Source organism: Desulfobaccales bacterium (assembly GCA_041648175.1).
Classification (GTDB): domain Bacteria; phylum Desulfobacterota; class Desulfobaccia; order Desulfobaccales; family 0-14-0-80-60-11; genus 0-14-0-80-60-11.
Genome location: JBAZPO010000003.1, coordinates 65,494 through 80,900, shown reverse-complemented (window position 1 = coordinate 80,900; position 15,407 = coordinate 65,494). Strand labels below are relative to the sequence as shown.

Genomic DNA, 15,407 nt, shown 5'->3' with positions numbered 1-15,407 from the left:
TTTCCCGGCCTGGCAATGGTCTCTTACTCCCAAGCGAAGATTTTGTTCCAGTCGTTCTTCATGGAGATTACCACCCAGCCCTGCTTTTTGGCCTGATCGTAGAGCGCCTGGGTGAAGGTACCGATTTTGGTGACCGGCAGCCCTTGCGCGGGACCGTAGGCATACTCCCTTTTGCCATCGTCATGCAGCACTATCATCATCAGCCGCGCCCCGTCACCTGCCCCGGTGTATTCCAGCATCTGCCGGTCGCCGGTGGAATTGCCGAAGGCTGCCTGCGGACGCTTGCCGATGAAAAGGTTGATACCGATGACCTTGCCGGCCTGGTCGTCGACAAAAAATATCTTGGGGAGCCGCATGAGCACGGGCTGGCCGTTGTGGTATTCGTACTTGGTGGCCACGCTCGTGCCCAATACTTGCTCCGGCGGTACCCCATAAACCCGCTCACCGTAAACCCGGACAAACTCCTGGCCGCCGCCGGTGACGATATAGGTCTTAAAGCCATTATTCCTGAGATATTGCATGGCTTCGAGCATGGGCTGGTAGACGAGCTCGGTGTAGGGCCGCTGGAAGCGGGGGTGCTGCGCCTGAGCCAGCCAGTCTCCGACGATCTTCAGAAAGGCCTCGGTGGTCATGCCGGCGTGGGTGACGCCCAGGATTTTTGCCCAGTCCCCCTCGGTGAACTTGGCCATGGCCTTCCGGTCATTCTTCAAGACCGCTTTGAACGGCTGCTTGGTCTTCCATTCGGGGTGCCCGGGGGCGAGTTCACGAATCCGGTCCAGGGCGAACATGGCCTGGGCATAGAGGGGATGTTCCACCCAGAGGGTGCCGTCCTGATCGAAAGTGGCGAGGCGCTCCTCCGGCGGCACATAGGCCGAGCTGGACTTTTCCGTAACTTTCTGGACAAAGCTCACGATGGCGTGCTTGGCCGGCCCGGTGTTCCAGGAAGGTAGCGGATCAGCGCTGCAAGCCGGCCCCACGTTCAGGGCTAAGGCCGCCCAGGTCCAGATGAACAAAAGGCCGGCAATCTTCCCCAGAAGATTATTGGGTTTCATGGATCATCGCCCTCGATTTTCCTGGGATTGGCGAGCGCCCCGGAAAGGAGCGCCCGCAATTTTGTCTATTGCGATACTCCCTTTATTTTGGGGTCGATTTTTGGATCACAGGCTCCAGGGTTTTCAACAAGCGTTGCAAGCCCTCCGGATTGTTTACCTCACGTATTAATTGATAACCCGACCCGGCCGAGGGGATGGTGGGGCGATTGGGATACATGGCCAGCTCGCCGAAGAACTGGTTAATGTAGGGCTGGAAAAGCGACACCGCCCAACCGTGGTCCTCTCCCGAATAGCGGCCGGGGGAGGTCCTCAGGTCGCCCCGGGTGGGAGCCGCGCCTCTAAACATCACGTCATACTGCTCCCCGGGATCCCAATAGAGATTGTAAATCGCCGGGAAATCCAGGTTGAGATCGGGCCCCAGCCAGGTATCCTTGGCGGTCCATAGGGCCTTGAAGTTCGTTACCCGCAGAGCGCCGAAGGACAGGTCGTTGATATAAAAGAAGTGGTCCCGCTTCGACGGCCCCTGGCCCAAGACGTAGTCGCTGTTCTCGATACCGTCGAAGACGATGGCCTTCCCTTTGTTGTCCTTCCAGATATGGGGCGGCGGGGTGCCGCCGGCCAGCTTGACGAACGTGGGCCACCAGTCCAGGTGGGACATCATGTCGTTGGCCACAGTACCCGGCTTGATGTGGCCGGGCCACCAGGCGATGGCCGGAACCCGGAAGCCGCCTTCGAAGGCGGTCCCCTTCATGCCGCGGAACGGCGTGTAGCCCGCGTCGGGCCAGGCGTCGATCCAGGCGCCGTTGTCCGTGGTCCAGACCACCAGGGTATTCTCGGAGATGCCCGCCTCGCGAATCGCCTGCAGCACCTGTCCGGTATTGTCGTCCAACTCCATCAGGGAATCCAGGTAACTGCCGGTGCCCGGGGACTTCCCTTTAAAACGCACCGAGGGGTTGTTGGGGTTGTGCACCTTCATGAAGCAGAGGTACATAAAAAAGGGTTTTTCATCCTTGGCATGGGCCTTGATATACTGAATCGCGTCGGCCCGCATAATATCGTCAATGGTCGCCAGGTCGTCCCAACCGAATTTCTTCTTGGTTACCTGGGGGGCTTGCCCGGCCTTGCCGGACCATTCGCTGAGATTCATTTTTTCCCATAGCTCCATGAATTTTTTATTATGGATGGGAAAATCAGGTTGTTTAGCCAGGTAGTCGTAGGCGTAGACCCCGGCGTAGTAGGGCAGCATGTGATACATCTCGTCGAAGCCGTGAGCGGTGGGGAAGGTATCCGGCCGGTCGCCCAGGTGCCACTTGCCGTATTGCACCGTCTGATAACCCAGTTTTTTCAGGGCCTCGGCGATGGTGGGGTCTTCCGCCCGGAGCCCGTTCAGGTCACCGGGGGCCAGCACCACGGACAAGCCTGTCCGAATGGGGATGCGGCCGGTGATGAAAGAAGCCCGCCCGGCGGTACAGCTCGCCTGGCCGTAATAGTTGGAGAAGCGCATGCCTTCCGCGGCCATGCGATCCAGGTTCGGGGTCGGGACGCCCCGGGTTTCCCCGCCGCCGTAGCATCCCAGGTCGCCCCAGCCCACGTCATCGGTCATGATAACCACGATGTTAGGCTTTTTGGGGGCCTTCGGGGCTTCGGCGGCCTTGCCCGGTCCCGGGGAGGCGCACAAGATGGTAGCCGCTGCCAGGACGCTGCCCACTGCGGCCCACTTTTTAGCCTTGCTGTGTACCCTTGGTTCCATGTGTTATTCCTCTCAGGTTGAAGCTCGTTAGTCTTGCAGGTTTTCCAACAGATATGCCAATACACTCTCGGCTACCAATAAATCCTTGAGTCGCGCCTTGCCGTCACCTTTGTCCAAGTCGGCTCGCAGGATATCGGGCGTAGTCCCGAACTCCGTGGCCTTCTCCTCAATACGTCGCTGCACGTCCGACTCCTCCACTTCGATACCTTCTTTTAGGGCGATGCGTTTCAGGATCAACATGAGCCGGAGCCTCTGGGCTGCGTCCAGCCAGGCGGCGCTTTCCGGTTGGCATTCGGACAGACCCTCGCAGGCCAGTTCACTCCGTACCAGTTCATCCGGGACAGGGAACCTTACCAGCTCAAGCAGCCAGAGCGACAGCTCGCCCTGCGGATCTGGCACCGGCATCTCTTTGGGTTGCAAGGTTTGATAATCCGGGAGTTCAAACTCCGGTAAGGGAAAAAAGCGGGCAACCAACCGCAGGGGTTGGCCCTTTTCCCACTCGACTTCCGATACTTCCACAGGACCTGCAGCCTCAACCTCGGCCTCCTGCAAGGCCAGGCGACCCAGCCGCTGGGAGCAACTCAGGCACATCTGCTCCCCAATCTCTCGGCGAAAGCGACTCTCCACTACCGGCCGGGGGACTTTGCCCGGCCGGAATCCAGGTACCTTCAGGCGCGCATAGTTCTCGAGGATATCCTCGTAGTCCGAGGCGAGCTCTTCCCAAGGGACCTCGACGTGAACTTGCCGGTAACCGTCTTCCTGGTCAACCAGTTCCCACTTCATCGCGGTTTCTCCGGGAGCCAATTCTCGGCGGGCAGCGAGTGGGCTTGCTTCAGCACCGAAGCTCCCAGGCTGCGGACTATCCTTTGGATATGGGGATCGATATGGGCAAAGAACCGCTTCCACCCCCGGCACAGGTAGTTCAAGCCCGGTTCGCCGCCGGAGGTTTTGATAAAGCGGTTCTTGGGGCATTCGCCGAAGCAGGCAAACTCATACTCACACTGCCGGCAGTACTCGGGGAGCGTCCCTTCCTTACCTTTGCCAAACTGCTCCTGGCGCTCCGAGTAGGCCATCTGTTCCAGAGGGACTGTGAGGATGTTGCCCAGGCAGTATTCGGGAAAGACATAATGATCGCAGGCATAGACCGAACCGTCATGCTCCAGGGCCAGCCCCTTGCCGCACAGGGGCGCCTGGGTGCACAACGGTGAGACGTGCCCCATCCAGGTCTCCACCGCGGCTTCGAAATAATGGACGTAGATGCGGCCCAAGTCCTTGCGGTACCATTCATCGAAGACCCGGCAGAGAAATTCGCCCCAGTCATCCGGGTCGATACACCAGTCCTCCACCACGGATTCGGGATGGCCCGGTCGGGCCTGGGGAGAGCCGTCCAGCGGCAAAGAGCGCGGGTCCCGGTATTGCGGGGCTTTATACCAAAAACCCACGGGCTCAACGATGGGAATGAACTGCAGGCGCTGCGAGCCCACCTCATCCCGAAGAAACCGGTAAACTTGAAGTGGCTGTTTTGCCGTCAGGCGGTTGACGCTGCTCAAGGTGGCGAAATTGATCCGGTGTTTTCTGAGCAGCCGGGCCGCCCGGAAGACCCTAGCGAAGCTTCCGAGCCCCGCCTTGTCCTTGCGGTAATGGTCATGCAGCTCTTTAGGGCCATCGAGGCTCAAGCCCACTAGAAAATGGTGCTCTCCCAAAAACTCGCACCAGGCCTCGTCAAGGAGTGTGCCGTTGGTCTGAAGGTCATTTTCACAGCGGACATGAGGAGGGCAGTAACGCTTTTGCAGGTCCACGACTTTCCGGAAAAAGTCTATCCCCAGCAAAGTAGGCTCGCCGCCCTGCCAGGAGAACACCACTTCCTTGTAATTTTGCCCTTGGAAATATTGACGGATGAAGGCCTCTAACACCTCGTCGCTCATACGCCACCGGTTTTCCGTGGTCAGGAGGACCTGTTTAGCAAGGTAATAGCAATAGGAGCAGTCGAGGTTGCACATCGGCCCCGTCGGCTTCGCCATCACGTGCATTCGCCGCACCGCTTTGCCACGCCAAAGGTTCGGCTTCACTACTCAGCCCTCTCTTGACTCCCTTGAACAGATTTGCTCTGGTCCCGGTGCTTAAGTCCAAACCCAGCCATATTGCCGTTCCCTCAAGGCGAGGCTCGTTTCATTCTTACTCGGAATGTTCCCTGACTAACATATAATTTTATCTGAAAGGGTTAAAGCAATATATTTTGAGAATAATTTTGTGCTAAAGTGCTTTCCACCAACCGTGGTCTGGGGAAGCCATTTCATCATTGCCACCCGGTTAAAGGCCGCTGCGAGGTGCAATCATGACCGGGTGGGCGTTTTTGCTAAACATCACCAGAAGGGTTGAACTTATGCCAAAGACCGCCAAAATGAGTCGACGGTGTTGTTGCTAAGACGACCCTTTACCAACGATCAAATCCTTGAAATAATTGAGGCTGGGATATGAATCGAGAAACGCGTACTATCTTGAGACTGGTGCAGATCGTTCTCACCTGCAGCATGGCACTCTTGCTCAGTGCCGTGGTTTTGGCCGAGACGGTGGCTGATCCCGCCAAAGCCACGCTCGTATCCTCCGAGCAGGATAACCGCCTTCCCATTTACCGGGAAGGCTGGCAATTTTTTATTGCTCCGTACATTTGGGTGGGCGGGTCTAACCAGAATATCACCAAACAGGGGTCCAATCTTGGCACGACCAAAATCGATCTCCCCTGGTATGATCTAGTGCCCAAACTCTTCAGCACTGTCTTCGGAGCCATGGGCCGCGTTGAGGTCTGGAACGGCAAATGGGGGGTTTTTGCTGAAAATCTCTTTATGTATCTGGGAGATACCGTGAGCGGCACCGGACATAAGCAAATAAATGCACCCCAGCTCCCGGTGCCCTTGAATCTCACGCTTTCGGGTCGGGCCAAGGTCATTATCCGCCAGGGCGGTCTGGATGTGGGAGGACGGTATTTGCTGGCCACCGTTCCCCTGGGATCCGCGAAGCAAACCCCCGTCCTCTCCTTCGAACTCCTGGGCGGCCTTCGCTATGTCTGGTATAACCAGTTCACCGGCCTCGGCTTCAACGCCACGCTGGCTGGCCCTGAAGGGCGAGCGCTCCTGACTCGGGCCGGCTCATCGGGCCACTCTCTTAGGCTGTCGGTGGTAGGACCTTTTCTGGGTATCCGCACCGGCCTTTGGCTCACCGAGAAGCTCGACTTCTTGGCGAAGGCCGAAATTGGAGAATTTGGCATCGTCGGTAATGATTATCTTGATTGCATTCTGGAAGCTACGGTTGGATATCAGGTGCAAAAACACACCCGGATCTACCTGGGTTATCGGGCTCTTTATTATACCTTTGACACCGGGAGTGTAAAATCTCACGGCTGGTACAGCGGCCCGATGTTGGGAGCGGTTTTCAATTTCTAAATTTCCCGGTCCTGATCCGGCAGTCGCATCCAATTTGTGCCACCCAGTTTTCGGCTCTCTCCCTCTATTGTCGAGTTTTTTTCTTTTGCCTTCTCTTTATGCCTATTCTTGTTGCCGACTGAAAATAATTGATAGCTTGCCAGATTCGGCAGTTATCACCGGATTGCTGGAAGTTCCAGGTATGATATGAATATCAGAATGGGAACCAGTGGGGGAAACAGCGCGGAGATATAGATGCTATGAAAGGTTCCTTGCGCAGGCCTTCTGATATAAAAGGTTAAGTTTTGCCAGAAAAGACTGCAAAAGGAGGCTTACCATGGACCACAAGCGGGGAAACCAGGACCGGGAACAGCGTGGCCAAGTGCCGGTTTTGTACGTGGCTTTCGAACTGGCTAACGACACCTGGAAGCTGGCATGCGGCGATGGTAGCAAGTTACGTCACGTCAGCGTGACTGCTGGGGATCTGGCCCAAGTCCAAGGAGCGATTATCGGAGCCAAGCGGCATTTCGGTATGGGCGATGAAGTGCACACAGTGAGCTGCTATGAAGCCGGGCGGGATGGTTTTTGGCTGCACCGGTGTTTGCACAGCTGGGGCATAGACAATGTGGTAGTGGACTCTGCCAGCCTGGAAGTGAATCGGCGGTTGCGGAGGACGAAAACCGACCGGGTCGATGCGGGGAAACTGTTGAGAATGTTAGTCCGCTATCACGGCGGGGAGAAGCACCTCTGGCGTGGTGCGGGTGCCGAGGCGCGAGGATGAGGACGCCAGGCATTTACACCGGGAATTGGAGGCCTTACAGAGGGAGCGAACCAGGTACCGCAACCGGATCCATGGGATTTTGATCCAACAAGGCCTGCGCATCAACAACCCAAGCAAAAAAAAGTTTGTCAAGGAGTTGGAGTTCTTGCGCACCTGGGACGGGCAGGAGTTGCCGGCCGAGTTGAAGGCGAGGCTGGTACGAACCCATGCACGGTTGCGAATGGTGGAGGAACAGGTCGGCAGCCTGGTAAAAGAGAAGACGCAGCGCCTTCAGGAAGAGAACGCCAGGACCAGCTTCTGAGGCTGCCCGGGATCGGCCCGGTGAGTTCATGGACCTTCGTCATGGAGTTTTTCGGCTGGCGCCGTTTTCGGAACCGACGGGAAGTTGCTGCCCTGGCGGGCTTGACCCCAACCCCCTACGATAGCGGGGGGAGGCTGCGAGAACAAGGGATCAGTAAAACGGGTAACCGACGGGTTCGCACCCTGGCCATCGAGATCGCCTGGGCCTGGCTGCGGTTTCAACCCCGAAGCAAGCTGAGTCGATGGTTTCTGGAACGGTTTGCCGATGGCGGGAGCCGCATGCGACGCATCGGCATCGTGGCTCTGGCCCGGCGACTGCTCATCGATCTGTGGCGTTTTTTGGAATACGGGCTGGTCCCGGAAGGTGCAGAGGTTAAACCACTGGCAGTTTAATCCAGAATGCAGAGTGATCAAGTTTTGGTTGGTGAAGTTGCCCGTCTAGCTGCTGGGTGATCCTGGTGTCACCGTTACTATAGATGGGGCGGTTCCCCCAAGCACGACCAGTGCATGCGGCATGCGGTGTCTGATCAAGGGTCAGCACGGATAGAAGCTTGAAAGGTCTTTGCAGACCATCGGATTATCGGAACCAGCCAACCAGAACAGCTCACAGGCATTAAAAACCGCTTGGGAATAGCTCTATTCGCCTCGGCCGGAAGGAAGTCTATCGCATAAAAGGAGGGCGGATTCGACCTGCCCCGCATAAAGCTGAGTGCCGGCAGGCCGAATCCGCTATCGCCGGCCTTCGGCTTGCACTGTTCAGCATTGTTATATGGTGACGAGACGTAAAAACAATTACCGTTGATCACGCTACCTGAAAAACAAAAAAAGGCTTGACAAGAGGAACTCACATAGAAGCAGTAACCTTCTATTGGTGGTATGTGTATTCGGCCTCAGTTTTTCCTCTGGCGCACCCTTGCCGAGGCGTGTTTTCTTTGGTTCTAAAGAGGGTAAGTCCAAAATTCGCAAGAAGGAATAAATAAGGAAAATTATGCTATCCTACTCCAATTAAAACTAATTGGCTACAATGAGCAAACCACTTCGGGATTGAACCTGTATGGAAGATTTTTTTACTGCAGCGAGCAAGGCGGCCGCATAACCTCACAAGAGAAGGATAAAGGCTATGCCGATAAAATGCGAGATATACTGCCCCCTCTTGACGTGCGCGGACAATTTCAAGGCCTCCCTGAGGCTTAATGGCGGGATGAGTAAGGGGACCCCCCGAACCCCTGATCCGCCGATTGTGGCCAATTAACCTTATTCAACTTAGGCGGTGCCTGCTAATGTCCTGGCCCAGCACATACAAAATGCTACCAGACACGCCTGCCACCGAAGAGGAACTTTTCGACGCTTGTGGAGGCATACCATGGCAAATCCATTTGTTCACATTGCGATTTTAACAAAGTTGCTAACGTGTTATCTTGTCAGATGGATCATCTTATGCTCCATAACCACTTGAGACGAGTGTGACCTGACATAGTACCTACTCTCGATACGTCTGCTACTGCTTAATCACATTCAAAGGCAGCCAAGGGGTGGTCCCGCCCTTAGAGTACTTCTCGGGCCGTATTTCAGGGCGCCTTGTTCGCGGAGCAACGTCGCATACAGTGTCACCATCGATTTTCCCAAGCTGAAGTTGGGGTAGCCGCTCCGGCATCGTATTCAAATAGCGCCACTGAAGCGTGGTAGGCGACTTAGCCCACCAAGTAACACCCGTTGCCATGAACTGATCTTGCTTCCCGTCGCCGAAGAAATCACCACTGCCGAGCTCGGTAATTGGGTCAGCCTTGAATACGTTGTTGGGTCGAACATCGATGGGGTTGGTAATGTCGTCGCCCCAACCACACTCACCGTTTTGAACAATGGCGTCGCTGCGACTCTTATGCTTGAAAACATTGCCGTCGACAACCGCCTTGTCGGCGGGATTTCCGCGAATCTTGATCGCGAGGCCGCTGGTATAGAGAATCGTGTTGCGTTGGATGATAATGGTTTCTCCCGCCGTCCCGCACTGCCAGTTGTGGCTGCTATACCACTCATTCTTGTCGCCGTGCATATCGATCTGGTGGGTTTGCCAACAATTGAATCTCCAACCGGTTAGTGCGAAGAGAAAGAACTCTGAGCAATGCTTCCCGCCGCCCGAAAGAATCAGGTTATCGCGCGCCGTATAGCCGGAATAATCGTTACCTTTGCTGTTTTTGCTGCCGCCGGCGATGGCGTGGCGATTCTCATCAAAAACATTTTGTTCGATCAACACATATGCGCCGGCTGTCGAGCTCACCCCGTAACCTTCGCCGGCGCCGTGGCGATTGTGATGAAAGTAGTTGTTCCTAATTCGCACCGCGCCCACGTTCGTATTGAATAAGCGGCCCCTTTCCGCCATATCCACGTTGTCGTCTACCTGAACGCCGACGCCACTCCAATGGAATATCTCCATATTGGAGATCTCGATGTTGTGAATCGGGCCAGTCGCCGGAAGCGGAGAGATTAATATGCCTTTCTCCTTATTGTCGTCACCCTGCCCGATACCGCTCGTTGGGCCTTGCAGCCGAAAACCCGAAAAACGAATATTGTCACCGCGGATCATAAATAGCGCAGAACGCCCTCGGTTTTTATCCGTCACGAAGATTCGCGGCCCAAGTCTACGCGGGCCGCGTGCGCAATCGGGCGATGCAATCAGCGATCTGTTGTCGCGATTAATATCTAAAGAATGTCCGGTCAAATCGAGGTCGACACAGCCTAATTCGACCGTTTGTTCATCGTTGGTTGAGTCGACTAATGCACCAATCAGCACTTGTACTGGATTGAGGGTATTCGGATCGATGACGACACGGGGCGGATAGGCCACTTCGACTCGCGTGGATTCGCTCTTCTCCGCATATACGCCTAACCGCGTTTCACTGATACGAACCGTATACGTTGTACTTCGAGAAGGCGACACCGATCGGCTTCCGCTTGTCGCAACTGCCTCGCCGTTCAGCCTTACATGTACCGCACTGCATCCATTCGGTAGGCCCACGGACCAACTCACAACGCTCGACTGTCCCAACGTTACCGTGGAAGGACTCGCTGTCACGCGAATCGTCGCCTCGTTGAAGCATCGCGACGGTTCGGTCTCGCTGTCCGGGTCCGACGAGCTGCCCCCAAGCATCTGCCCATTGGCCCAGACCCCTACAAGCAGAGTACCGCAAGCGATCAGCCAAAAGCCCAAAAAGACGATCCTTTTCATTCTTATTCTCCTATTTCTCTGCATTGCCGACGTCGCCGTGGCTCTCGATCCGGATGCCGATCCCGCAATCCGCTTCCTTCAAGGTCAACCATTTTTGTTAAATAATTCCACTGTTTGAATCCTCTGCAGTAAATCCTGGCATATTCATGGTGTTCATTTCATATCTCCTCTTGGCCGGTTAGACAGTAGACCGTAGGGCGGATACCCGCAGGTGATCCGCCAAACAGAGGCGTTGAATTCAAAGTCACAAAGCGGGGTGCATCCAACGACCACCGCACGAATCATAGAAAGTACATCTCCGATTCCATCCGGCGGAACCCGTCCATGGTTCCGCCCTACGCGGGCTAAAGGTGATGGCGACTAGCCCATGGAGCCAGTTAATCCTCGGCGCTGCAGCACGCCGCATCTATATCCTCGACGGCCGCGGACATCCCCAGTTGTGCGGAATGCAATTAGTACAGTTACCTTGCTCATCGCGTTCGCAGCACTTTTGACCGACCTCGCAACCGATAGGAGGCGGCGGCGGGGGAGGTGGGCACGCTGCGCCGGGGCGTAGGCACGTACCGGTGCAAAGAAGGTTGCCAACACAATGGCCACCGCAACTGCATACTGTACCCGGTGGGCAACATGACGGATCGCTGGGAGGTATATCAATGATGTCAAGGCAATCCTCGCAGTAGAGATACCAACCGGTCAGGCAAACCGCAAAGCAGCCCAAGATCTTATCAATTTCTGGCCAAGCCAACATGCAACCCATGCACCCGCCAAACAACGTAGTACAAAATATATTTTTAAAAAAGCCGCACGATTGAGGAGAAACTTGATTGCCGCTCACGTATCCGGGACAAGAACTTAAGCTGTAATGCGCGTTGCTCCGGTAAAGTGAGGCTTCTGCCGCGAATCCTGGCAGGTTCATTTCAGGTACCTCCTTTAAGATATTGACTTTCAACGATCATAATATGGCGACATTTTCGTCACCAGGAACGGCCATTCTTCGGTCACATCCACCCGCACGAAGAACTTCTCGGTAAAATCGGTGTTGCGGTTGGTGTAGGAAAAAATTACCTCGACCACCTTGCGGGTCCCGCTCAAAGGCGAAAGGCGCGCCTCCACCGCGGTCAAGGAAAAATCCTTTCCAAATTCTTCAGCCGCCTTGGCGTAGATGGCGGGGTAGCGCACCACCAGATAATTGAGGGCCCGGTGCTCATCCGTGGCCCCGGCATTGTCGGCCAACTGCATGATCCTCCAGAACAGTTCCTCGGCCGCGGCCTCAAATCTCTCTTCTTTCTTGCCTTTCTCCGGACGAGGGATGGTGGCAATTAGGGAATCGACGTCAAAGGAATAGATCTGGTTGAAAACCACAATGGGAACCATCAGGCCGTTACACAGCTCCGGCGGCGCCAGGGGCCCCCGGATGCCGATGACCACATCCACATCGGTGGGGCGGGGACCGGGACGGACTGCCTCCACCAACAAATTGAAATCGCCGAAACAGGTGGGATGGAGGATGTAAGTTTCCAGGCCCTCGATGGTGAAAACCCAGCATAGTTGCCGAGACAGGTAGCGGTTTTCGGGCTTGGATAAAATCGCATAAAGGGCCTCCCGATCCGTTAGGCCAGCGGTGCCGGCCCGGCCGGTGGCCTGGGCAAATTCCTTTTCCACAGAGAGGCGCGGAAACCGGGGCTCGATGCGGCCCAAGGCATAAACAAATGGGGGTGGGATAGGCACACTGGGGGTGCTTTGGACATCTCCCATGGCACCTCTCGGAGGCACTCCTCCTGCGAAAGCGCCACAGCCAGACCCTGGCGCCCCAGCCACCGGAGACTGCGCCGGGCGCAAGCTGCTTTCAGAAGGCGAACCAACCATGGGAGTTTCCAGCTGGCCTCCTGCTTCGGCCACTTTTTCCAGATCATCATCCATACTCATAATCTCTCCTTCCTTTGAGTTAACCAGGATAAGCCTGCTTCAAGACCCCATAAGCCGCCCGGGCATTCATTAAGGGAGGCACCAGAGTTGGCCGCCGTTGCCCTTGGGGCTGACTGATGGCTAATTTCACCTGGGCGGCTGAAGCAGCGGGAAATTCCGACCATAAAAGTCCAATGGCTCCGGTCACAAAAGGTACGGCGACACTGGTGCCGCTCAAGCTCATGAGTTGGCCCCCCACGCCCAGGCTGGTAACGTTATCCCCTGGCGCGCCCAAACCCCTGGTCCCTATCGATTTTCCCAGGTTTGAAAAACTTTGCGGCCTCCCTTGGGAATCATAAGCGATTACCGGTATAGCCCAGGGGTGGCGGGTAATTGCGGAACTGCCGAGAGTTCCCTGATTCCCTGCCGCCGCCACGATTATCACCCCCCTCTTGGCGGCATAATCCAGGACTTCTTCTAACCGGCGCTCGCCGCGCCCCGAAGGATGGGACAACGCCACACTCAAGTTGAGCACCCGGGCCCCTGATTCAATGCAATTCAGAATAGCCCCCGCCAGTTCCTCCGGCGTGGCGCTGGGCATCTGGTCCATTCCTTCTGCTGCTTCGGCGAAGATGGGCCGCACCAGGACAGTGCAATTGGGACAGATGCCCGGAACGATGGAATCCCGCTTGCCACATAAAATGCCCGCGATATAGGTACCATGGAGGCAGGCAGCGCTGCCATTTTCGGCGCACTTGCTTTGGTGGGGCCCAGAAACCTCTTTTAAATTTTCCCTGGGCAAATCCGGATGGTCGAGCGCCACCGGACCGTCGATCAACCCGATCATAACTTCAGGCCTACCTGAAGTCAGCGCTATTAAGGGGGGGAGATTAACCAGGTCGAAAGGAGTCATGGAAATCTTTGATCCTCCTTGATCTCAGATTGCCCAAAACCTCTGACGGAAATGTGTAAGGCAGATATGTGCGAAGCTCGTGACAGAGGACTTTACATAATAGTGTAAGATGAGGCAATAAACTAATCAAGGGGTGAAGCTAATTATATGAACAGGCCCAATTGGGGAGATAAGATTATACTTCGATGCTCTTTTAATCAATATAAAATAGCTGCCCCCCACGAAACATCCGAAAAATTCCAAAGTGTAGCGAATATGATCTTCTCTATCATGGTCATTTGAAGAGGTGGGGTGGAAGTTTCGAGAGTCAAAGGGATATTAATGACAAAGGTCAGGTGGTAGGATAATATTATGCCAGTCCCCCCACCGTCTGGCTTATGGGCTCTGGCCTCTTGGGCCTGGGTATTTGGAGGAAGTTAAGGAAGAGTTAATTGCTCCTCCGTTATGAATCATTTGAGGCAGGGTCAGCCGCGGCCCTGCCTTTTTTGACTCAATTTTGAAAATAGCAATTCACTTCTGGAAAATAGCAACTCACTTGCCATCCGGGAGACTTATCGGTGGATCAGGAAAAAATGAAGCTATGATTTGGCGAGTGAAAGTTTTCGAAACCGCGATAAGTTCCTGAGAATAGCAGCCATCTTCAGCCCAGGAGCCCACCCACCATCCTCCCTGCAAACAAATAAATAGCGCCAATATAGACTCCATGATTTTCATATAGTCAAAATATTCATATGAAATTGGTTATTCTGCTTATAGACTTCCCTCCCTTGTTATTTCATCCTAATAGTTTGGTTCGACAGCCTCGATCTTGTTTATTATTTTTAGGGCCTTCAGGGTATTTAAAATTAAAGGTATTTCTAAAACGAAATTGGTCCAAGAAGGAGAAGGAAAACTAAATGGCCCGAAAAATTATGACAGTTGCCTTAGTGTTTATCCTTGGAGCTTCCCTATCCGGCTGTGCCACCGGAGACTATTATTCACCGGGACGATCCGCTGCGACTGGAGCCAAGGAGCAAAATAATCCTATTTATGATGAATTGGCTGAACAGGGAAGGATGACGACAGGACAGATAGATATTGTTTATGGGGTGCCATGTGTAGAGGTTATGCTGGAGAGTGGTGAAAGCATAAGGACATTTGTCTATTCCTTACCTTCATTAAAGAAAAAGTCTATTCATGCTCAGGAGAAGATTGCTCTCATTAATGGAACCCATTACCTGTTGATCGTCAATGGACCCGGTAACATCAGCACCGATAAGAACAAAATATTCGTGCCACTCGACTTTTCTATAGAGCCGAAAATTCTGCCGGAATTTTTGTCCGAGGCGGCCAAGCATGGAAAGTACATTCTGATAGATCGCCGCCAGCAATATCTCGGCCTTTACGAATGGGGAAATTTGAAAGACTGTTATCCGATTTCTTCCGGAACCAGGAATTCTACGCCTTTAAAAAAATTCAAAGTAAATTATATGGATGAAGTTCATCTCTCCAGTAAGTATGAACAGGCGCCCATGGATCATGCGCTAAATATTGGCGGTGATTATTTTATTCATGAAGGAATAGTTCCTGGATATCCAGCATCCCATGGTTGTATTCGGGTTTTCCCCCTTCATGCCCGTTTTCTTTTTTATCAGTGGGCCAAGCCGGGAATTCCCGGGAAAATTATAGATTGAGTCCGTTGCAGTTGCTCACTTGCCAGGCCAAAACCTTATCAGAAATCTATAAGGGTTTTGATATATTCCTGATATCAGCACCATCGCGCTGAAGAACCCAACCCAGGAGGTGGACCATGAAAGTGGCCAAGGCGATTGATCTTTATCTAGAGTACCATCGGTTGAACTCCCAAAAAAAATACGAGCCGTTCGTATGAGTCCCTGTTATCGAAGTTTCGTGACCAATTTCCTGACCGAGACCCGGAGTCAATCTTACCTGAAGAAGTTCTATCATTTCTGGTAGACCTCAATGACGGCTGTAAGCAATTAACCAAGCACACCCGCTATTCCTACCTCAAAGCCTTTTTCAACTTCATCCGCAACAACCTGGATTCCCAACTCCCAAACCCCT

Annotated in this window: 12 protein-coding genes; 5 read left to right on the top strand and 7 right to left on the bottom strand. The window is 54.3% G+C overall.

Annotated elements, in window-relative coordinates; translation table 11 throughout:
* Positions 1-23 precede the first annotated feature (23 nt).
* The 4 genes from WC600_03925 to WC600_03910 all read right to left on the bottom strand — a co-directional run bounded on the left by WC600_03925 (position 24) and on the right by WC600_03910 (position 4,871).
* Positions 24-1,052 carry an HAD family hydrolase gene (locus WC600_03925; GenBank protein MFA4901874.1) on the bottom strand — a complete coding sequence of 343 codons (1,029 nt, stop codon included), beginning with the start codon at positions 1,050-1,052 and terminating at the stop codon, positions 24-26.
* Positions 1,053-1,134: 82 nt separating this feature from the next.
* Positions 1,135-2,802 (bottom strand): arylsulfatase, encoded by a 1,668-nt coding sequence (locus WC600_03920; GenBank protein MFA4901873.1) that lies wholly within the window; start codon positions 2,800-2,802, stop codon positions 1,135-1,137.
* 27 nt (positions 2,803-2,829) lie between these two features.
* Positions 2,830-3,585, bottom strand: coding sequence for a trigger factor (locus WC600_03915; GenBank protein ID MFA4901872.1), 756 nt, complete (start codon positions 3,583-3,585; stop codon positions 2,830-2,832).
* Positions 3,582-4,871 (bottom strand): anaerobic sulfatase maturase, encoded by a 1,290-nt coding sequence (locus WC600_03910; protein MFA4901871.1) that lies wholly within the window; start codon positions 4,869-4,871, stop codon positions 3,582-3,584. The genes WC600_03915 and WC600_03910 overlap by 4 nt, the downstream gene beginning before the upstream one ends.
* 405 nt (positions 4,872-5,276) lie before the next feature.
* Between WC600_03910 and WC600_03905 the strand changes: the two genes are divergently transcribed.
* From WC600_03905 to WC600_03890, 4 genes are all read left to right on the top strand, one after another.
* Entirely contained in the window at positions 5,277-6,242 is a 966-nt protein-coding gene (locus WC600_03905; protein MFA4901870.1) for a hypothetical protein, read from the top strand.
* Between the two features lie 316 nt (positions 6,243-6,558).
* Positions 6,559-7,002 carry a hypothetical protein gene (locus WC600_03900; protein ID MFA4901869.1) on the top strand — a complete coding sequence of 148 codons (444 nt, stop codon included), beginning with the start codon at positions 6,559-6,561 and terminating at the stop codon, positions 7,000-7,002.
* Positions 6,983-7,303, top strand: coding sequence for a hypothetical protein (locus tag WC600_03895; GenBank protein ID MFA4901868.1), 321 nt, complete (start codon positions 6,983-6,985; stop codon positions 7,301-7,303). The genes WC600_03900 and WC600_03895 overlap by 20 nt, the downstream gene beginning before the upstream one ends.
* 20 nt (positions 7,304-7,323) lie before the next feature.
* A complete protein-coding gene (locus WC600_03890; protein MFA4901867.1) occupies positions 7,324-7,695 on the top strand; it encodes a transposase in 372 nt (123 codons plus the stop codon).
* A 1,105-nt stretch (positions 7,696-8,800) separates the two neighbouring features.
* Here the strand turns inward: WC600_03890 and WC600_03885 are convergent.
* The 3 genes from WC600_03885 to WC600_03875 all read right to left on the bottom strand — a co-directional run bounded on the left by WC600_03885 (position 8,801) and on the right by WC600_03875 (position 13,343).
* Complete coding sequence (locus WC600_03885) at positions 8,801-10,525, bottom strand: hypothetical protein (GenBank protein ID MFA4901866.1); 1,725 nt, start codon at positions 10,523-10,525, stop codon at positions 8,801-8,803.
* Positions 10,526-11,470: 945 nt separating this feature from the next.
* Positions 11,471-12,451, bottom strand: a complete 981-nt coding sequence (locus WC600_03880; protein ID MFA4901865.1) for a hypothetical protein — start codon at positions 12,449-12,451, stop codon at positions 11,471-11,473.
* A 19-nt stretch (positions 12,452-12,470) separates the two neighbouring features.
* Positions 12,471-13,343 carry a S8 family serine peptidase gene (locus WC600_03875; GenBank protein MFA4901864.1) on the bottom strand — a complete coding sequence of 291 codons (873 nt, stop codon included), beginning with the start codon at positions 13,341-13,343 and terminating at the stop codon, positions 12,471-12,473.
* A gap of 896 nt (positions 13,344-14,239) precedes the next feature.
* Between WC600_03875 and WC600_03870 the strand changes: the two genes are divergently transcribed.
* Positions 14,240-15,016, top strand: a complete 777-nt coding sequence (locus tag WC600_03870) for a L,D-transpeptidase (protein ID MFA4901863.1) — start codon at positions 14,240-14,242, stop codon at positions 15,014-15,016.
* Positions 15,017-15,407: the final 391 nt, after the last annotated feature.